General features: G+C 62.7%; 17 protein-coding genes. 7 read left to right on the plus strand and 10 right to left on the minus strand.

The features are described 5' to 3' along the window. The first annotated feature begins 33 nt into the window (after positions 1-33). The 3 genes from M0D69_RS28150 (at position 34) to M0D69_RS28160 (ending at position 3919) form a co-directional block, all read left to right on the plus strand. Positions 34-1326, plus strand: a complete 1293-nt coding sequence (locus M0D69_RS28150) for an FAD-binding oxidoreductase (protein ID WP_301785134.1) — start codon at positions 34-36, stop codon at positions 1324-1326. Further along, positions 1326-2630: an FAD-binding oxidoreductase gene (locus M0D69_RS28155; RefSeq protein WP_301785135.1), complete on the plus strand. Its 1305-nt coding sequence runs from the start codon at positions 1326-1328 to the stop codon at positions 2628-2630. The genes M0D69_RS28150 and M0D69_RS28155 overlap by 1 nt, the downstream gene beginning before the upstream one ends. A 74-nt stretch (positions 2631-2704) precedes the next feature. After that, positions 2705-3919, plus strand: coding sequence for a winged helix-turn-helix domain-containing protein (locus M0D69_RS28160; RefSeq protein ID WP_301785136.1), 1215 nt, complete (start codon positions 2705-2707; stop codon positions 3917-3919). On the opposite strand, the gene M0D69_RS28165 is transcribed toward M0D69_RS28160, so the two are convergent. Beyond that, on the minus strand, positions 3916-4572 hold the full coding sequence (locus M0D69_RS28165; RefSeq protein WP_301785137.1) for a helix-turn-helix domain-containing protein: 657 nt from the start codon (positions 4570-4572) through the stop codon (positions 3916-3918). The two genes, M0D69_RS28160 and M0D69_RS28165, sit on opposite strands and share 4 nt — an antisense overlap. Before the next feature lie 97 nt (positions 4573-4669). Between M0D69_RS28165 and M0D69_RS28170 the strand changes: the two genes are divergently transcribed. Genes M0D69_RS28170 through M0D69_RS28185 form a run of 4 tightly spaced genes read left to right on the plus strand, consistent with a single transcriptional unit; the run spans position 4670 to position 9119 of the window. Continuing rightward, positions 4670-5956 carry an MFS transporter gene (locus M0D69_RS28170; protein ID WP_301785138.1) on the plus strand — a complete coding sequence of 429 codons (1287 nt, stop codon included), beginning with the start codon at positions 4670-4672 and terminating at the stop codon, positions 5954-5956. A gap of 29 nt (positions 5957-5985) precedes the next feature. Then, entirely contained in the window at positions 5986-7512 is a 1527-nt protein-coding gene (locus tag M0D69_RS28175) for an amidase (RefSeq protein WP_301785140.1), read from the plus strand. Between the two features lie 3 nt (positions 7513-7515). Further along, the gene (locus M0D69_RS28180; protein WP_301785142.1) at positions 7516-7869 is read left to right on the plus strand and encodes a RidA family protein; all 354 of its coding nucleotides are present in this window, start codon (positions 7516-7518) and stop codon (positions 7867-7869) included. A gap of 17 nt (positions 7870-7886) precedes the next feature. Continuing rightward, positions 7887-9119, plus strand: a complete 1233-nt coding sequence (locus tag M0D69_RS28185) for an FAD-binding oxidoreductase (protein ID WP_301785143.1) — start codon at positions 7887-7889, stop codon at positions 9117-9119. Between the two features lie 19 nt (positions 9120-9138). Here the strand turns inward: M0D69_RS28185 and M0D69_RS28190 are convergent, their stop codons facing one another. The 9 genes from M0D69_RS28190 to M0D69_RS28230 form a co-directional block, all read right to left on the minus strand. Then, positions 9139-10080 carry a choline kinase family protein gene (locus M0D69_RS28190; RefSeq protein WP_301785144.1) on the minus strand — a complete coding sequence of 314 codons (942 nt, stop codon included), beginning with the start codon at positions 10078-10080 and terminating at the stop codon, positions 9139-9141. 39 nt (positions 10081-10119) lie between these two features. Further along, complete coding sequence (locus M0D69_RS28195; protein WP_301785145.1) at positions 10120-11082, minus strand: aminoglycoside phosphotransferase family protein; 963 nt, start codon at positions 11080-11082, stop codon at positions 10120-10122. Positions 11083-11168: 86 nt separating this feature from the next. Next, positions 11169-12467 carry a Zn-dependent hydrolase gene (locus M0D69_RS28200; protein WP_301785146.1) on the minus strand — a complete coding sequence of 433 codons (1299 nt, stop codon included), beginning with the start codon at positions 12465-12467 and terminating at the stop codon, positions 11169-11171. Beyond that, on the minus strand, positions 12442-13191 hold the full coding sequence (locus M0D69_RS28205) for a DeoR/GlpR family DNA-binding transcription regulator (RefSeq protein WP_301785147.1): 750 nt from the start codon (positions 13189-13191) through the stop codon (positions 12442-12444). The genes M0D69_RS28200 and M0D69_RS28205 overlap by 26 nt, the downstream gene beginning before the upstream one ends. Positions 13192-13276: 85 nt before the next feature. Continuing rightward, entirely contained in the window at positions 13277-14869 is a 1593-nt protein-coding gene (locus M0D69_RS28210) for an amidase (protein ID WP_367619770.1), read from the minus strand. A gap of 7 nt (positions 14870-14876) precedes the next feature. After that, on the minus strand, positions 14877-15605 hold the full coding sequence (locus tag M0D69_RS28215; RefSeq protein WP_301785148.1) for an ABC transporter ATP-binding protein: 729 nt from the start codon (positions 15603-15605) through the stop codon (positions 14877-14879). Then, on the minus strand, positions 15602-16327 hold the full coding sequence (locus M0D69_RS28220) for an ATP-binding cassette domain-containing protein (protein ID WP_301785149.1): 726 nt from the start codon (positions 16325-16327) through the stop codon (positions 15602-15604). Before M0D69_RS28220 ends, M0D69_RS28215 begins: the two co-directional genes overlap by 4 nt. Further along, the gene (locus tag M0D69_RS28225) at positions 16324-17376 is read right to left on the minus strand and encodes a branched-chain amino acid ABC transporter permease (protein ID WP_301785150.1); all 1053 of its coding nucleotides are present in this window, start codon (positions 17374-17376) and stop codon (positions 16324-16326) included. The genes M0D69_RS28220 and M0D69_RS28225 overlap by 4 nt, the downstream gene beginning before the upstream one ends. Beyond that, the gene (locus M0D69_RS28230) at positions 17373-18239 is read right to left on the minus strand and encodes a branched-chain amino acid ABC transporter permease (RefSeq protein ID WP_301785151.1); all 867 of its coding nucleotides are present in this window, start codon (positions 18237-18239) and stop codon (positions 17373-17375) included. Before M0D69_RS28230 ends, M0D69_RS28225 begins: the two co-directional genes overlap by 4 nt. Positions 18240-18250 lie beyond the last annotated feature (11 nt).

Consider the following 18250-nt stretch of genomic DNA (forward strand, 5'->3'; position numbering starts at 1 on the left):
GCCTCGCGGCCCGTTGCCCGTTTTGGCTAGCTCATGCTCAAATTATCGAATCAGCCTCACGTTCCCTCGTATTACGCTGCAACTGCCAACGACACCACCCGCCATGCGCCGCTCGAAGGCACCGTACGCGCCGACGTCTGCGTGATAGGCGCCGGACTCACAGGTGTATCGGCTGCGCTGAATCTTGCCGAGCGCGGGTTTTCGGTGGTCGTGCTCGAAGCGTCGAAAGTCGGCTGGGCTGCAAGCGGTCGCAACGGCGGCCAGATGATCGGCGGCTTTGCTTGCGGCATGGATACTTTCGCCAAGACCATGTCGCCGTCGGACGTCAGGCTCATGTGGGAACTCGGGCGCGAGACGCTTGACATCGTGACGGAGCGCATTGAGCGGCATCGTATCGAGTGCGAACTGACGCTCGGGTATCTGACGGCCGCGAACAAGCCACGACAACTGCACGAACTGCGCGTCTGGCGCGATCAGACTTTCCGAGATTTTGGCTACGACCGCTTCAGCATCGTCGAGCAAGATACCATGCACGATTTCGTGGATTCGGCCCGCTATGTGGGCGGTCTGCACGATCCCGACAGTGGTCACCTGCATCCACTCAACTACACGCTCGGTCTTGCACGCGCGGCCTGCGAAGCCGGTGCGCAGATACATGAGGATTCGTGCGTGACCGATATCCGCTCGCATGGGAACGGGCATCGGATCGCAACAACGCATGGTGTGGTCGAAGCGAAATTCGTCGTGCTCGCGTGCAATACGTTCGTTGGCAGCGTTGCGCCGGCGCTCGCGCGTAAGATCATGCCGGTCGGCACCTACGTGGTCGCGACCGAACCGCTCGGCGAGGAGCGTGCGAAGTCGCTGATGCCCGCGAACGCCGCGATGTGCGACTCCCGCTTCGTACTCGATTATTTTCGCCGTTCGAAGGACCACAGGCTGCTATGGGGCGGCAAGGTCAGCTATTCGACCCTGGAGCCTCGCGATCTCGCTCAAGCGATGCGCCAGGACATGCTGAAGACCTTCCCGCAACTTGCCGATGTGAACATAGACTACGCGTGGGGCGGCATGGTCGACATCACGATGAATCGCGCGCCGCACTTCGGCCGCATCTCGCCAACGGTCTACTTCGCGCAGGGTTTCTCCGGGCACGGCGTCAATACGACGGGGCTCGCGGGCAAGCTAATCGCGGAGGCAATCGATGGTCAGGCGTCGCGCTTCGACCTGTTCGAAAAGATTCGTCATCGCGACTTCCCAGGCGGCGCTACACTGCGCACGCCTGCCCTCGTGCTCGCGATGGCGTGGTATCGAATGAAGGATTTTCTCTGATGGGCAACACCCTCGATTCACGCGCCGACGCACTCGCGCGCCACTCTTATTACGAAGCCAGCGTCACGCGGCCCGCAACCGACGATCCACCGCTCGAAGGCTCGGTCGATGCCGACGTCTGCGTGATCGGCGCTGGTTATGCGGGTTTATCGGTGGCGCTCGAGTGCCGTGAGCGTGGTCTGTCGGTGGTAGTGCTCGACGCGCACCGGCCGGGATGGGGCGCGTCGGGCCGTAACGGCGGACAGACCCTCGCGGGCTTCGCGAAAGACGAGGAGATAGAACGTCAACTCGGCACGCAGGGCGCACACGCAGCGTGGGCGATGTCAATTGCTGGCGTTGCGCTCGTGAAGGCGCGCATCGCCCGTTACGGGATTGATTGCGACTTCACGCCGGGGTATATGACGGTTGCGACCAAGCCGCGTCGCGTGGAAGATTTGCGCCGCTGGATGGAAGCCGCGCGGTCGCGATGGGGCCACACGCACCTGAGCTGGATCGATGGCAAGGACATGCCGGCGCGGATCGCGTCGGAGCGTTATCTTGCGGGCGTGCACGATGCGCTTTCCGGGCACCTGCATCCGCTCAAATACTGCCTCGGTCTCGCCGATGCCGCGCGTCACGCAGGCGCGCAGCTCTTCGCGCATTCCCCCGTACTCAAAGTGGTGCGCGGCGCAAAGCCGATTGTGAAAACAGATCGGGGCGAGGTTCGCTGCCGCTTTATCATCGCGTGCGGCAACGCGACGATCGGCGATGTTCTACCCAGCGAAGTGGCCGCGCGCATTGCACCGATAGCGTCCTATATTGTCGCGACGGAACCGCTCGGCCAGGCTCGCGCCGACGCGCTGATTAGCGGCCGCCCGGCTGTCTGCGACAACAATTTCCTGCTCGATTATTTCCGCGTCTCAGCCGATCACCGCGTGCTGTTTGGTGGCCGAGCGAACTCGGCGGGCGCATCGCCTGCGGCGTTATCGGAGCAGATCAGGAAGCGCATGGTGGGCGTGTTCCCGCAACTCACCGATGTCCGCATCGAACACGCGTGGGGCGGTTTTGTCGATGTCACGCGCAACCGCGCGCCGGACTTCGGCGCGATCGATTCAAACTACTACTATGTGCAGGGTTTCTCGGGACACGGCGTTGCGTTGACGGGCATGGCGGCGCAAGTCCTCACGAAGGCAATCTCCGGCGACACCGCCTCGTTCGATCTGTTCGCGCGCCTGCAACACACACGCTTTCCGGGTGGGCAGACATGGCGCCGGCCCGCGCTCGAGATCGGCATGCTCTATCACCGCGTGCTTGATCTCTTGTGAAGGTCACGCCGCGCGACCAGGTTGATCCTCTGGTAACGTATCTAACCAACGCGCCCCGATCATGACCCCACCGCATGAAGACGATCCCCCTGCAGGCCGCCCGCACCTTGCATCTGATAGCCCAAGGCCTGCTTACGCCGCCGCGGCGTAAAGCGACGAAAGCGGACGTGCTGAGCGCGATTCGCCGCATGGCGCAGTTGCAGATCGACACGATTCACGTGGTCGCACGCAGCCCTTACCTCGTGCTGTTCAGCCGCCTTGGCGACTATCAGCCGCAATGGCTCGACGAGCATCTGGCTGAAGGCGCCCTGTTCGAGTACTGGTCGCACGAAGCGTGTCTCGTGCCGATAGAAGACTACGGTCTGTTGCGTCATCGAATGCTCGATCCGGCCGGCATGGGGTGGAAATACGCGGCCGAGTGGCATGCGAATCATCGTGACGATATCGAACGCCTGCTCGATCAGATTCGGGCGAACGGTCCGATTCGCTCGGCGGACTTCGCACGTGAAGGCGGCAATGGCAGCGGCTGGTGGGACTGGAAACCCGAGAAGCGTCACCTGGAAGTGCTATTCGCTACGGGCGAGTTGATGGTCGCGGAACGACGCAACTTTCATCGCATCTACGATGTGGCCGAACGTGTGCTGCCGGACTGGAATGATGAGCGCGACCTACCCCCTGCCGAGGCGGTCCCGCAAGAACTACTCCGTCGCGCTTGCCGCGCGCTCGGCATAACACGTGCTGACTGGGTCGCAGACTATTACCGCATGCCGCGCCGTCCGTACACGTCCGAGTTGCACGAACTCGCCGATGCCGGCGAGCTGATACCGGTGCGAGTCGATGGCTGGAAAGCGGATGCGTTCGTGCATCGCGACCTGGCGGACAAGCTCGACGATGTAGCTGCAGGCCGTGTTGCTTCTACGGTGACCACAGTGCTGTCGCCGTTCGATCCGGTCGTATGGGACCGCAAGCGCGCGAGCGTGTTGTTCGGGTTTGACTATGCGATCGAGTGTTATACGCCGGAGGCGAAACGCAAGTACGGTTACTTCGTACTACCGATCCTGCACCGCGGCCGCCTGATCGGACGGGTCGACGCGAAGGCGCATCGTACGCAAGGTGTTTTCGAACTGAAGTCGCTGCATATGGAGCCGGGCGTGCGTGTCGGTACAGGACTGACCGCCGACCTGCGCCGGGCGCTGCAGCGGTGTGCGGACTGGCATAAAACGCCGCAGTTAGCCGCCGGTGCCGGTGTTCCCAAGACGCTCGCCGCAGCGTTGACCGGTGCAGCCTAGATCGCGTCGAGAGGACGGTTCGAGTCGGCATCAACGCAACATACCAGCACCTCCGCGTCCTCCTCGCTGGTGGTGACATACACGTGTCCTACCGCGCTATCGAAATAAAGACTGTCGCCGGGCGCGAGCCTGAACATCTTGCCGTCCTCGAAGCGCAACTCCAACGAGCCACCAAGCACGAACACAAACTCCTCGCCCCCATGCCGGATGTACTCGGGAAAATCCGACACGTCCCGCGCGCGGATGTGCGCACGCATCGGCACCATGCGTTTGCCGGTCAGGTCGTTGGCGAGCATGCCGTACTCGTAGTTCGGCGTGTCGTAGATCACTTGTTCGCCCGATGCCGTGAACGACGGTTCCATCGGTCCCGCAGCCGCGCCGGCCACCGCTCGGGTGCGCCCGAATATCGCGTCGAATTCAAGCTGCAGGGAGTGTGCGAGTGCCGCGAACTTGTCGTAGGTCAGCGCAATATCACCGCGCTCCGCCTTCGAGATCGTCGATACGGCAATCCCCGAACGCTCCGATAGCTCCATCAGCGTCAGCCCCCGCGTCTTGCGCGCCTGCCGGATGCGCGCACCAACCGTCTTGTGATCGAGGGCCGGCGGTGCATCGCGTTTCACCGGTTCTGCTGCTGTGACAGCCGCTTTTGCCATGACACCCACTTCAGGATTTTTTGTCGGATACGAGAATTTTATTTTTTCTCGTATATGATAACTCACGTCGATTTCCCTTCAATCAAGGATGCTGATCGTGTCAACACTCGTACTGGACAAGGCCGGTTTATCGAAGAAGCATGTCATTGCCGCGACGACGCTCGGCACGGCGCTCGAGTTCTACGACTTCACCATCTACAGTTTTTTCGCGATCCAGATCGGTCAGCTTTTCTTCCCGGGCGCGTCGCCGGTAAACCAGTTCCTGCTGTCGATAGGCGTATTCGGCGTCGGTTTTGTCGTGCGGCCGCTGGGTGGGATCGTGATCGGCGCGTATGCGGACCGCGTCGGCCGCAAGAAGGCGATGGTCCTGACCATCATGCTGATGGCGTTGAGTTGCGCGATGATCGCCTGCGCCCCGCCTTATGCCGTCGCGGGCATGGTGGCGCCGTTCATCGTGCTGGCCGCTCGGCTGATCCAGGGATTTGCAGCCGGCGGCGAGTTCGGGCCGGGCACGACCCTGCTGGTCGAGTATGCAACCGATCAGACCCGCGCCTTCTTCGCAAGCTGGAACTTCGCGGCGACGGCGCTTGGCCTCGCGCTCGGCGCGCTGGTCGCCACGCTGGTGAATGTCGCGTTGCCGAAGCAGGCTGTGCTCGACTGGGGCTGGCGCCTGCCGTTCCTTCTGGGCATTGTCGCGGCGCCGGCGGGCATGCTGATCCGCCGTCGGCTGGAAGAGACGCTGGTCGATCGCGCACCCGGCGCACCCCGTCCTCAAGGCGCGTTGAAAGCCGCGCTGACCACGCATCTGAAGCTGACGATACTCGGCACCTTCGCGGAACTCGGCGGCTCCGTGTCGGTGTATATCACGGCATTTTTCCTGCCGAGCCATGCCGTTCGCGCGCTGCATCTTTCGCCCACCGCGGCAGTGAGCTCGGGCGTGGTCAGCTCGCTGGTGCTGTTTGTTGCTGCACCCATCGCCGGGCGGCTCGCCGATCGCTTTACCCGCAAACGCGTGCTCGTGATCTCGCGGGTCATCATGTTGCTCGCCGTGTATCCGGCGTTCGCTTTCCTCGGCGCACATCCATCGGTGACAGCGTTGTGCATTATCTCGGGCTTGCTCGCGGTGTTCGTCGCGGGGCAGATTGTGCCGGTCCTCGTGATGATCCCGGAGCTGTTTCCGAAGCACGTCCGCGCGACCGGGATCGCGTTGACTTACGTAGTGAGCGCATCGTTTTTCGGTGGGTTCTCGCCGTTCATCGCGAGCTGGCTGGTGGCGCAAACGGGCAACCCGCTCGCGCCGGCATGGTATGTAGCAGCGGCCTGCGCGATCTCGCTCGTGCCGGTAATCTGGCTGAAGGACCGCACCGGCCAGCCGCTCGCCTGAGAAAGCACGATAAGGAGACGTCATACGTCATGAGTCACAACACCGAACTGATCAGCCGATCCGCCGTTGAACTACGCCGCATGATCGGCGCCAAGGAAATCTCGCCGGTCGAGTTGCTCGATGCCTGCATCGAGCGCATCGAAGCGATCAATCCCGCAGTGAACGCCGTCACGGCCACGTGTTACCCCGAAGCGCGCAACGCGGCTAAAGCTGCCGAGCGCCAGGTCTTGAACGGCGAAAAACTGGGCCTGCTGCATGGCTTGCCGCTCGGCGTGAAAGACCTTGAAGATACGGCCGGCCTTCTTACGACCTACGGCTCGCCGATGTCCCGAAGCAACGTCCCGGCCCGCGATGTCCTGCTCGTCGAACGCCTGCGCGCAGCGGGCGCGATCCTTGTTGCCAAGACCAACGTGCCGGAGCTCGGCGCGGGCGCGAACACGCGCAACCCGGTCTGGGGCGCGACCGGCAATCCGTTCAATCCGGAGCTGAACGCGGGCGGTTCATCGGGTGGCGCGGCGGCAGCGCTTGCCTGCGACATGCTGCCGGTCTGCACGGGCTCGGATACGGGCGGTTCGCTGCGCATACCGGCATCGAAATGCGGCGTGGTCGGTTTCCGGCCCTCGCCGGGGCTCGTCCCGAACTCGCGCAAGCTGCTTGGCTGGACGCCGATATCCGTCGTTGGTCCCATGGGTCGGACCGTTGCCGAAGCCTGCCTGCAACTCGCCGCGACCGCGGGCATCTCGGCATCCGATCCGCTTGGCTACGAGTCCGATCCGCTAAGTTTCGCGACGCCGCAGGCGCTCGATCTGAGCACGTCGCGCATCGGCTGGACGGAGGATTTCGGCAGTTGCGACGTCGATGAAAACATTCGTCAGATCTTTCGCGAGCGCATGGCGGCGCTCAAGCCGATGGTCCATACCTGCGAAGAAATAAGCTTCGATCTCGGCGACGTCCACCGCTGCTTCGACGTGATTCGCGCGGAGAGTTTCGTCGCGGGCTTGCGCGATGCCTACGCCCGCGACCCGAATTCCCTCGGGCCGAACACGCGGGCAAACTACGAGCTCGGCGCGAGCATGACGCTCGCCGACAGCGCCTGGGCGCAAGCCGAGCAAACGCGTATTTTCAAGCGCTTCCAGACCGCGTTCGCCGACTACGATGTGATCCTCTCGCCGACCACGCCGGTCTCGCCTTTCCCGTGGCAAGAGTTGTATGCTGCGCAGATTGGCGGGCGCGCGCAGGAGAATTATTATCGATGGCTTGCGCTCACCTATGTCGTCACGCTGACCACGCATCCGGCGATCTCGCTACCGTGCGGCGTCGATCATGCCGGCATGCCCTTCGGGCTGCAGATCGTCGGACCTTTCCATGGCGATCACAAGACGCTCGCGGTCGCCCATGCAATGGAACAGGCCTTTGACACCTCGCCGGCCCTGCGTCGTCCGCGTCCTGATTTATCGAAGCTGGCGCAGCCGACGTTATCGTTGAAATCGATCGTCACTGCACCGCCGATTTTTAATGCTGCCGGCGAAAACAATACCGGCACCTCGACCGTCTAAATCATGTCAAACGAAATCAAACGTCTTCAAACCAACGCACGGATGAGCCAGGTGGTAATCGCCAATGGTTATGTCCATCTCGCGGGTCAGGTCCCGGACAACGCCAATGGGTCGATCACCGAGCAGGCCAGCAATATTCTCGATCGGATCGATACGCTGCTGGCGTCCGCCGGAGTGGACAAGACGCGGCTGATATCGGCCAACATCTGGCTGAGCGATCCAAAGCACTTCGCCGAATTCAACGCCGTCTGGGACGCGTGGATTCCCGAGGGCCACGCACCCACACGCGCCTGCGTGCAGGCACTGCTGATGAAGCCGGGTTGCGATGTCGAAGTCGCCGTGACGGCGCTCGCCTGACGCGACAAGGAACACACATGAAATTCGATACCGTCGTGCTCGGCGGCGGCATAGTGGGTGTATCGATCGCGGTGCATCTGCAAAAGCGCGGCCGCTCGGTCGCGCTCGTGGACCGCAAGCCACCGGGGAATGAGACCTCGTTCGGCAACGCCGGACTGATCCAGCGCGAAGGGGTTTATCCGTACGCCTTTCCGCGTGCGCTGAGCGATCTGCTGAGATATTCGCGCAACACCTCGCTCGATGTCCGCTATCACCCCAACGCCCTCCTCAAGCTCGCGCCGTTTCTCTGGCGGTACTGGCGTAACTCGCATCCTTCGCGGCATGCAGCGATCGCGCGCTGGTACTCGACGCTGATCGAGCATTGCGTGACGGAGCACCGGTCGCTCGCGGCCGAAGCGGGTGCGAGCGCGTTGCTACGGCCGTCCGGCTGGATCAAGGTGTTCAGGACGAACGCCAAGCAGGACTCGGAAATGCAGGTCGTGCAGCGTTGGCAGCGCGAGTATGGCGTGAGTTTCGATGCCCTCGATCCAACGCGTTTGCGCCAGACGGAACCTGATCTCGACGTGTCCCTGAAAGGCGGCCTGCGTTATACCGCCGCCGATTCCGTCAGCGACCCGAGCGCGCTCGTCACGGCCTACGCACGATATTTCGACAGGCTGGGCGGGCGGTTCTTTATCGGCGATGCGACTACGCTCAGGGACCACTGGACGGTCAATACACAAGCCGGTGTGTTGAGCGCCCGCTCGGCAGTCATCGCGATGGGGCCGTGGTCGAACGATGTCACCACGCGGCTCGGCTACAGGCTTCCACTGGCCGTCAAGCGCGGTTACCACATGCACTATGCGGCAAGATCGGATGCACGCCTGAACCATCCGGTACTCGATGTCGAGAACGGTTACCTGATCGCGCCGATGTCACGCGGTATCCGCCTGACCACGGGCGCGGAACTCGCGTTTCGCGATGCGCCTAAAACGCCTGTGCAACTCGACGCCGTCGAACCGATCGCGCGCGGTTTATTCCCGCTGGAACAGCGCCTGGACGATGAACCCTGGATGGGCCGCCGACCCTGCACGCCCGACATGATGCCGGTCATCGGACCGGCGCCCAAGCATGACGACCTGTGGTTTGCATTCGGCCACGCTCATCATGGACTGACGCTCGGCGCGATTACAGGGCGGCTTATAGCAGAAATGGTGACAGGTGAAAAACCGCTCGTCGATCTGCGACCGTTCAGGGCCGAGCGGTTTTGAACGCAGCGCTTCAACTCGCTCAGACCTCCTTCAACAGGCGGCCCCAATGCGGGCCGTCCATCACCGAGCGTGCGCGCATGAATTTCCACGCACCGTATTTGAAGTAATCGAAGTCCAGCGTCGACATCTCGTTCTGGATCATCGACCACGTCGCCCATTTGAGGTCGGCCAGCGCTTTGTGCACAGTCACCCTTGCGCTGATCTTCGGGTCGACGCGACCGAAGTACGTCTCGATGATTTCCGCCTCGGTCTCACCAGAAAAAAACATCTCGCCGCTCAACGCGCCGAGGTCATAACAACGGTCGTTGTTCGACGCGTATTCGTAGTCGATCAGGATGATCGAACCGGCTTCATCGCGCAGGAAATTTCCCGGCATGGGGTCGTTGAAACACGGCACAAGATCGAGCCCGGATGCTTCGATAGCAGCACGCGCGTTGTGATATTCGGCGAGCAGCCGGTCAAAATCCGCAGGCAGTTTGCCCTTCATCTGACGAACCTGAGCGACGTGTTCATCGATCAGGCCGAAGATGGTCTTGGTCAGCGGCAGCAGCGGCGAAGCATGGAGCGTGCGGTACAAACCCATGACCGACGAGCGCACGCCGCGCTCCATAAAATCGCGGTTGGAGCACGTCGTCCTGCCTTCGACAAAGTCATTGATCTCGACACCTTGCGCGGCGGCGTAATCATAAAGACGCGGGCCAATGCCAATCAGTTCGGCTTGTTTGCTCGCGGCAAACGCGGCCTTCCGGTCGATAAACTGCTCCGTGCCGCGCCCCGGAATCTTGACAAAAAAACTGGCGGGATCGTCATCGACCCACACACGCCAGTTCGTGTTGCTGATACCGCCGGGAACGGGCGCATAACGCAGCAACCGCCCAGCCCAGGGCTGCACGGCGCGCAGCACGGTCTCGATGTCCCGTTCCGTGTCGCTCGCAGCCGCACCCAGAACCTTCATCTGCATGATCGTCGGGCCTCTTGAATGGTGGTCACGCCGCGGCCGTCATACATGGTTCAGCTTTTCGTCGAGATCCATACGATCGAGCGCCATGCGGCAGCGGAGCAATCGCCATTGTGCGTATTTCAAAAATTCGATGCTACGGCGCGGCGAACCGGCATCCATCATCAGGCCCCACAAACCCCAGCGAAGATCGTCGGCGAAAGCGTACAGGCGGCAGCGATTGACGGAAACCGCCGATGCCCGCCCTTCCGCCATTTCCAGCGCGCCGGGCCATTGGCTTTCGAAGCTCAGTATTTCGTTCAGGGTGACGGCAAGGTCGAAGAGCGCGTCCGTGTTGGCGGCTTCGTCGAAACCGACTAGCTGAAGCCGGCCGTCCAGATGCAGCATCACGTTCGAGGCGGTGCCGTCGGCATGACAAGGGACACGGTCCAGACCCGACGCGCTGATCGCTCGGCCCATGCGCGCTGCGATCGCAATCAGCGGCACCACGTCCGATGGGAAAGGCACGCGGCGTTGGTCCGCCTCGCGCGCAAGCCGGGCGATTCTGTCGAAGACGTTCGTGTCCTGCTCGAAGGGAGCCAGCGAGTGGATGGCCCGCTTCGCTTCAATCAGCTTCGCGAGCACATCGGGGCGCGACAGGTCGTCCAGACGTGCGGTCTCCCATCCGGCGCCGAGCAGGTCGAAGACCGCTGCCCCGGACCTTTCGAGCAGAAAGCGCGGCGACGGCGTCAGCGAACAGCTTGCCGCAGCTTCGGCTGCGCGATAAGCGGCTGCCACATTCACGGGTTCGATCAAGTCGCGATTGATCACCTTCATGAAGAAGGCGGTGTCGTCGTCGAGCGTCACGCGCCAGCAATCGCTGGCAACGGCGCGATGGACCGGCGACATCACGGGCATGACCGCTCTTTCGTAGCGGATCGTCCGATGCCGCCAGGCTTCGATCGAACCGAGGGCGGCCTCGGCCGCGCACTCCGAATCGGTTGACGCAGATCCTGGTGCTTTCATGAACTCATGCTCCTCGGATAAACGCGATGCGCCCGGTGCCGCATCGGATAACGCTGACATTCAAACAAGCTGACTACAATGGCTGACTACAACGCCGCCTGCTTCGGATCGCCCCGTGACTGGCACAGGCGCAGGGCGACTCGCGTGAGGACCGCCATGCCCCGGTCGACGTCGTCCGAATGTGTCTCTTCCCGCTCGTTGTGCGCGATGCCGCCCACGCTCGGAACAAACACCAGACCCGTGGGACAGACGTCCAGCAGGCTGAGGGCATCGTGACCGGAAACCGTATCGATCTCCCTGCACTCGTGGCCGGTCTCGGCAGCGCACAGTTTGATCAGGTCGCTGAGCACGGACGGCAAGGTGCGAATCGGCCTGGCAGTCCGGCTGCTGACGTCGACCCGGACGTTGGCTTTCGCGGCCGCCGTCTGGATCGCCTGTGTGGCCAGTTCCTCAGCGCTTCTCAGAATGTCGTCGTCGACCGCTCGCAGCTCGATCGACAGATCGGCGCGCGCGGGCACCACATTCGGCGAATTCGGCTGCACGACCAGCCGGCCCACGGACGTATGGATCCGGTCCGGCCACCGGTCCGCAATATCGCGTACGTCGCAGATGGTTTGCGCCGCGGCGAACAACGCATCGCGACGTGAACGCATCTTCGTCGGCCCCGTGTGCGCCTGCTCTCCGTGGAAACAGACATCCATCTTGGCGGCGCCCCAGTTGCGTGTCACGATCCCGATCGGCACGCCTTCCGTTTCCAGGATCGCGCCCTGCTCCACATGCAATTCGACGTAACAGGCAGGCACCGGCGGCGCTGCATCCGTACCGAGATAACCGATTGCGCCCAGCGCCTCTGCCAGCGTCAGGCCGTCGTCGTCGCGGCTGGCCAGCGCGTCCTCCGCCTTGATCCGGCCGGAAAACGTGCCGCTGCCGAGCAAGCTGGGACGAAACCGCGCGCCCTCTTCATTGGTCCAGTTGACCGCGCAAAAATCCGCATTGAAGGCAACACCCTCGCGTTTTGCCTGCATCAAACGCCTGCCGGTCTCGAGCGCGCCGAGCACGCCCAGCACGCCGTCGAAACGGCCGCCTTGCGGCTGGCTGTCAAGATGGGAGCCCATCATGACAAGCGGGGCGCCCTTCGTCGCGGCCAGACGGAAAATGCCGTACTGGTTGCCGACGCTGTCGGTACGCACCTCCGCTCCGGCCGATTCAAGCAAAGCCGCGAATGCGTCGCGGGCTTCGCCGTCGGCAGCGCTGGCGCAGAGGCGCGTAACGCCGCCCGTTTCAAGGCCGCCGAATACCGCAAACTGCTCAAGCATGCGAGCGACCTGCCCGGCGCCAGCTTTCCCGGAACCCGCTGGCTCAGGGATGAATGAGGTCGATGTCATGCTGGGTAAAAATCTCCAAAAATGATTCAGGCGGGCTTCGGTCGCAGACCACTGTCAGCTTCTCGTTGAGCGGGAAGGTGTTGAGATACGCCTGGCGGCCGAATTTATCGATATCGGCGAGCACCACGCTTCTACGCGTCTGTGTTTTCAATACGCCTCGCAGATTTGATTCGTGTTCCTCATAATCCATCCAGCCGTGATCCAGGTCGCACGCGGCAATACCCATGAACGCGGCGTCGTAGAAAAAGCGCCGGGCATAACCCAGCGTCTCATAACCGACCAGCGCGTTGTCCTTGCCGCGCAGCATGCCGGGCGTGAGATTCACCCGGGTGATGCTCGTGCCGAGCAACAAGGCGACGTCAATGGAATTGGTCGTCACCGTCAGATTGCGGCCGACCAGACGCCGCGCGAAGGCCGTTGTCGTCGTACTGGAGTCGATGAAAATCGACATGCCGTCTTCGACCAGCTTCTCGGCAAGCTCCGCCACCTTCGCCTTGCCGCGCACGTTGACCTTGCCGCGCTCGGTGACGGGCCGCTCCAGATCGAGCCTCGGTGGCACCGCGCCACCGTAGATTCGGCGCAGCATGCCACCTTGCTCCAGCTCTTTCAGGTCGCGCCGGATGGTCTCTTCGGAGACATCCAGTATCTTGGCCAGCGGCGTGACGGAGACACGTCCATCGTCGTGGAGGCGGGTAAGAATCTCTTGGTATCGATGCTCTGACATGGCTTCGTGATCAATCCTCTACGTACCGGGCAGACTGCCGGTCAGGGCGGCCGTGTCCGGTCGATTGCTGCGCACTCAACCCGGCTCAGAGCCGCAATGTGGGTGAACGCCGGTGGCCGGTGGCAGTCTCGTAATCGTAAGCCATCGCCAGCAAGGCCGGTTCGCTCCAGCGCCGGCCGACGAAGATCAGGTTGAACGGCGACCCCGATTCGTAATATCCGGCAGGTACCGTGACGCCCGGCAACCCGGCGATATTGATCTCGCACACCGTGGTCTCGTGCAGCGTTTCAGGCCCCTCCCTTGGCGGCAGTGCGTCACGAAGTTGCGGGAACACGAGACCATCCAGTGAATGCTGTTCCATCACGTCTTCGAAGATCGCGAGATAGGTTTCGCGCAGCGCGAAGAACGCTGCGGTCACCGGCGGTGCGGACGGGTCTTTCAAGCTGGCTTCGAAATTCGGCAGGCTCGACATATAGGTCAGCACGCCCGTAGGCGAAAACGGATCTTCAGCCTGCGTGGCCGCGACGAATTCATTCCATGACTTGAGCGCGGCGGCCGGTCCAAGACGCTCGAGGTATTTCTGCATGTCGTGCGGCAGGCTTTCCATGCCGCGTGCATCGAAGTGATCGGAACCCGGTGCCGGGCGGCCTAGCGATGCGAAGCCGGTGCCCGCAAATGGGTCGGCCACGACCACGGCGCCACGCGCTTCGAGCTCGGATTGCGCGCGCTTGTACAGCAGCTCAGTTTCAGCCGACAGTGCGCGATTGCGCCAACCCGGGCCATAAAGACCGAGCCGCTGTCCTTGCAACGCGTCCTCCCTGAGCCCCGCGGTATACCCGCCGCGTGGCTTCATACCGACCGCCGCCACCGTTTTGGGGTCCTCTTCGGAATAACCGGCAAGGACATCGAGGGCCAGCGCCGCATCGCGTACGCAGCGCGCAATCGGCCCGACGACATCACGGGTGCTTCCGGCAAGCGGCATCACGCCCGCATTGGGAACCAGCGCGAAGGTCGGCTTGATGCCGACCAGCGCCTGTGCCGATGCCGGGTTCTGGATCGATCCGCCGGTTTCTTCCGCGAGGCCGAGGACGGCCAGGCTCGCGGCCACGGCCGTTGCCGTTCCCGCACTGCTGCCGCCGGGCATGAAGGCAGGATCGACCGCGTTCAGGGTAGGACCGGCCCAGCTATCGTTGGCATGCGAACCCGTGGCGCTGAGCACAGGCACATTGGTCTTGCCGAGGATCACGCAACCTGCCGCACGCATTCTCGCGACGACTGGTGAGTCGGTGCCCGGTAGAAGATCGATGCCGCCGGCCAAGCTGCAAAGCAGCGACCAGCCGCCGGTCGTCGGAAAACCCACCATGTCCATGGTGTCCTTGACGACGACTGGAATCCCCGCAAGTGGCCCGAGCGGCGCGCCGCTCGCGCGCCGGCGATCAATCGCGCGCGCATCGTCGAGTGCCTGCGGGTTCATGAAAATGATCGCGTTGTAGCGGGGGTTGACCTGTGCAATGCGCTCCAGATACGCGCTGGTCAACGCTTCCGAGGTCATTGCCCCGCTGTCGAAAGCGGTCTGGATCTGGGCCACGGTCAGTTCTAGGACGTCGATATTTGCGCTGGTCGGGTTCATGGCGTACGAGTCGGGCGGAGTGGAAAGGACGGAGCCGGTCTTGATCACGACAACTTCAAGCGATGCCCGCGAATTCGTCGAGCATCGCCGGATCGCGAACGACCTCCGGTGGAATCTCGCGGGTCACGGCTCCTTTCTGCAAGATGAGGATCCGGTCAGATAGCGAGGCAATGAAATTCAGGTTCTGTTCGACGAGCAGCACCGTCAGGCTGCGCTTGCGCGCCACGCCTTTGAGAGTGTCGGCGATTTCATCGATGATGGACGGTTGAATGCCTTCCGTCGGCTCGTCGAGCAGGACGATGCGCGGGCCGCCGCACAGGCAGCGCGCGAGCGCGAGCAACTGCTGTTCGCCACCCGACAAGGCGCCGCCCGGCCGGTCGAGATACGCTTTTAGGCGTGGGAACAAGTCGAGTATTTCCGCAATGGTCTCGGCCTCGCTGCGAGTCGAAAGAAGACATCCGACGCGCAGGTTTTCCATCACGCTCAACGCCGGGAAAATTTCGCGGCCCTGCGGCACATAACCGATACCCGCCTTCGCTCGCGCTGTCGGCGAGAAACCGGTGATGTCCTGTCCGTCGAAGCGAACATGGCCTGACGTAGTGGGCAGATGGCCCGTCAAGGTGCGCAGCAAGGTCGTCTTGCCCATCCCGTTGTGGCCGAGGATGCCCACGCGCTCCCCCGCCTGCACCGAGAAACTGACCTGATTGAGAATGGGTATGCGGCCATAGCCTGCGCACAGATGGCTGACTTCAAACAGCGTTTCGTTCGTATTGCTGCCCGTCATGCCGCCCTCCTGCCCAGATAGACGTCCTTGACCCGCTGGTTGGAGAGGACCGTTTCCACGGAACCTTCCACGAGTACCTCGCCCTGCGAAAAAACCGTCACGGTGCGGGCGATCATCCGGATGAATTGCATGTCGTGTTCAACCACCACGAGCGCCTGGGTCTTGTTGATTTCGCGAATCAGCTCGGCGGTGCGCAGCACTTCCTCGTGGTTCATGCCGGCGGCCGGTTCATCGAGGAGAATTAGTTCGGGTTCCTGTGCAAGCACCGTGGCGATCTCCACCCATTGCCGCTGACCGTGCGCCAGCTGACCGACAATGCGGTCGGCGATCGTATCGAGTTGCAGGCGCGTCAGCGTCTCGTCGACAATCCGCTGAGCGCGCGCCAGCGACTTGCGCCGTCCCGCCCCGATAAAGACATTCTCGCGCACGCTCAGGCCATTGAAGACGTTCGGTACCTGAGTCTTGATGCCCACGCCGAGACGCGCGATCTGATGCGGATTGCTGCCGGTGATATCGGTGTTGCGAAAATGGATGCTGCCTTCGCTTGGCCGCAACTGTCCGGTCAGCATCTTGAAGAAGGTGCTTTTGCCCGCGCCGTTGGGACCGATCAGGCAGCGCAATTCGACTTCTCCCAGACTGAAGTCGACCGAGCGCACGGCCGTCACGCCGCCGAAGCGCATGGTGACGTTGCGTGCCTGGAGCAGCGGTGGTGTGCTGTTCATGAGCGGGACTCCTGCTCGCTGGCATTCGGTGTCTTGGTGGCTTTAGCACGTGGAGTGCGGGCGGTCGAACTCAGGCGAACGATCCAGGATCGCGCCACCGGCACCACGCCCTGCGGGACAAGTAGTACGAACGCTACCAACACGATGCCGAGGCCGAGACTTGGATCGATGGTGTGCTGCGTACCCGCCACGTTGATCAGATACTGAATGGCGACAGCGCCCAGAATCGGTCCGATCAACGTGCCCAAGCCGCCGATCAGCACCGAGATGATCACCTGGGCCGACATGGTCAACGCGAACACGGTCGGGCTGATGAAGCCGCCCCAGGTCGCGAACACAGCCCCTGCCGCACCGGCAATGCCCGCGCCGATCACAAACGACAGCAGCTTGTAGAGCCGCGGGTCGTAACCGATCAGCATGGCGCGCGTCTCGTTCTCGCGGATGGCAACGACCACCCGGCCGAAACGCGACGCGAGTATCCACTTGAGGAACCCATAAGCGACAATCAACGTGCTCATGGCCACGTACCACACGCCAATCTGGTCCAGCGGCTCGTCCGGTTTTCCAGGGGGTGCGAACGGCGGGATCGCGGGAATACCGTTGAAACCGCCGAGTACGGCGTCGCCGATGTGGTACTGGCTGCCGGACGTCGAGTTCATCAGTTCGAACAGGATCACCGAGACCGTCAGTGTAATGACACCCACGTAAGCGTCGCTGATGCGCCCGTAGAACATGAAGTAACCGAGCAGCGCGGCGAACAGCATGGGCACGGCGATGGCCAGCAGCGCAGCTATCTGCGTATTGCCGAGGTTGATGGCGGCGATTGCATACGTGTACGCGCCAATCCCGAGAAACGCTGCCTGCCCGAAAGACATGATGCCCGCATATCCCCAGACGAACCCCTGGCTCAGGCCAAAGATGGCGACCGCCGCGAACAGCGTGGCCTGCATCACGCCGAACTCGCTCAGCACCTTCGGCACCGCGAACATGACGACGATGCTCAGGATGACGACGATTTGCACCCCGCCGCTTGATCGAAGCAATTTCATGAACTGCGCCTCAGGAAACGGCCGGTAATACCCTGCGGCAGGACGCGGATCAGCACGATCGCCGACGCCAGCAGCGCAATGTCCCCGATAACCGGCGTGGACAGGAACGACACAATCTCGTTGATGAAACCAAACAAGCCCGCGGCCAGCCCGGTACCCGCGATAATCGCCGGACCACCGCCCAGCACGGTAATAAAGGCCTTCGCAATATAAGCGCCGCCCATCCCGGGCGACACGCCCGAGATGGGCGCAAGCACGCCACCGGCGAGACCGGCCAGCGCCGCGCCAAGAGCAAACGTGGCCATGTAGACGGCGGCCGGACGCACGCCCAGTGACGCGGACATGGCGGGGTTCTGCATGGTCGCGCGCAGGATGAGCCCGAAGCGGGTCTTGCGCAGCAACAACAGCAGCGAGCTGAGCACCACCACGCCCACTCCGATGATCACGAGGCTATAGGCGCTCACGTGGTATTGCCCGATCGCGAAACTGCCGACCGGCATCTGCACCGACTTGACCACGTTGCCGAAGATGGACGTAATCAGGCCGATCAGCCCGAGGCTGATGCCCCAGGTGGCAAGCATGGTGTCCATCATCCGGCCGTACAGGAAGCGGATGATGGTGCGCTCAAGCACGAGTCCGACCAGACCGACCACAAGCGGCGGCAGGATCAGCATCGACACCCAGATGTTGATGCCCGCCGTGCTGGCCGTCACCGCCGTATAAGCGCCGAGCATCATGAATTCGCCGTGGGCGAGATTGATGATCCGCATCATGCCGTAGATCACGCCCAGCCCGATGGTGATCAGGGCGAGCGTGGCAACCCCGGTCAGGACATTGAAGGCCAGGAGGCCGGTCAGGTCCATATTGACTCCGC

Origin of the sequence: Caballeronia sp. SEWSISQ10-4 2 (assembly GCF_030464885.1) — a bacterium.
In the GTDB taxonomy this organism is placed as follows: Bacteria; Pseudomonadota; Gammaproteobacteria; order Burkholderiales; family Burkholderiaceae; genus Caballeronia.

Coding starts and splice junctions, on each gene's coding strand:
- M0D69_RS28155 (WP_301785135.1), top strand. CDS start 1,326: ATGGGCAACACCCTCGATTCACGCGCCGACGCACTCGCGCGCCACTCT.
- M0D69_RS28215 (WP_301785148.1), bottom strand. CDS start 15,605: ATGACGGGCAGCAATACGAACGAAACGCTGTTTGAAGTCAGCCATCTG.
- M0D69_RS28225 (WP_301785150.1), bottom strand. CDS start 17,376: ATGAAATTGCTTCGATCAAGCGGCGGGGTGCAAATCGTCGTCATCCTG.
- M0D69_RS28175 (WP_301785140.1), top strand. CDS start 5,986: ATGAGTCACAACACCGAACTGATCAGCCGATCCGCCGTTGAACTACGC.
- M0D69_RS28190 (WP_301785144.1), bottom strand. CDS start 10,080: ATGCAGATGAAGGTTCTGGGTGCGGCTGCGAGCGACACGGAACGGGAC.
- M0D69_RS28230 (WP_301785151.1), bottom strand. CDS start 18,239: ATGGACCTGACCGGCCTCCTGGCCTTCAATGTCCTGACCGGGGTTGCC.
- M0D69_RS28165 (WP_301785137.1), bottom strand. CDS start 4,572: ATGGCAAAAGCGGCTGTCACAGCAGCAGAACCGGTGAAACGCGATGCA.
- M0D69_RS28205 (WP_301785147.1), bottom strand. CDS start 13,191: ATGTCAGAGCATCGATACCAAGAGATTCTTACCCGCCTCCACGACGAT.
- M0D69_RS28185 (WP_301785143.1), top strand. CDS start 7,887: ATGAAATTCGATACCGTCGTGCTCGGCGGCGGCATAGTGGGTGTATCG.
- M0D69_RS28150 (WP_301785134.1), top strand. CDS start 34: ATGCTCAAATTATCGAATCAGCCTCACGTTCCCTCGTATTACGCTGCA.
- M0D69_RS28200 (WP_301785146.1), bottom strand. CDS start 12,467: ATGACATCGACCTCATTCATCCCTGAGCCAGCGGGTTCCGGGAAAGCT.
- M0D69_RS28195 (WP_301785145.1), bottom strand. CDS start 11,082: ATGAAAGCACCAGGATCTGCGTCAACCGATTCGGAGTGCGCGGCCGAG.
- M0D69_RS28180 (WP_301785142.1), top strand. CDS start 7,516: ATGTCAAACGAAATCAAACGTCTTCAAACCAACGCACGGATGAGCCAG.
- M0D69_RS28160 (WP_301785136.1), top strand. CDS start 2,705: ATGAAGACGATCCCCCTGCAGGCCGCCCGCACCTTGCATCTGATAGCC.
- M0D69_RS28220 (WP_301785149.1), bottom strand. CDS start 16,327: ATGAACAGCACACCACCGCTGCTCCAGGCACGCAACGTCACCATGCGC.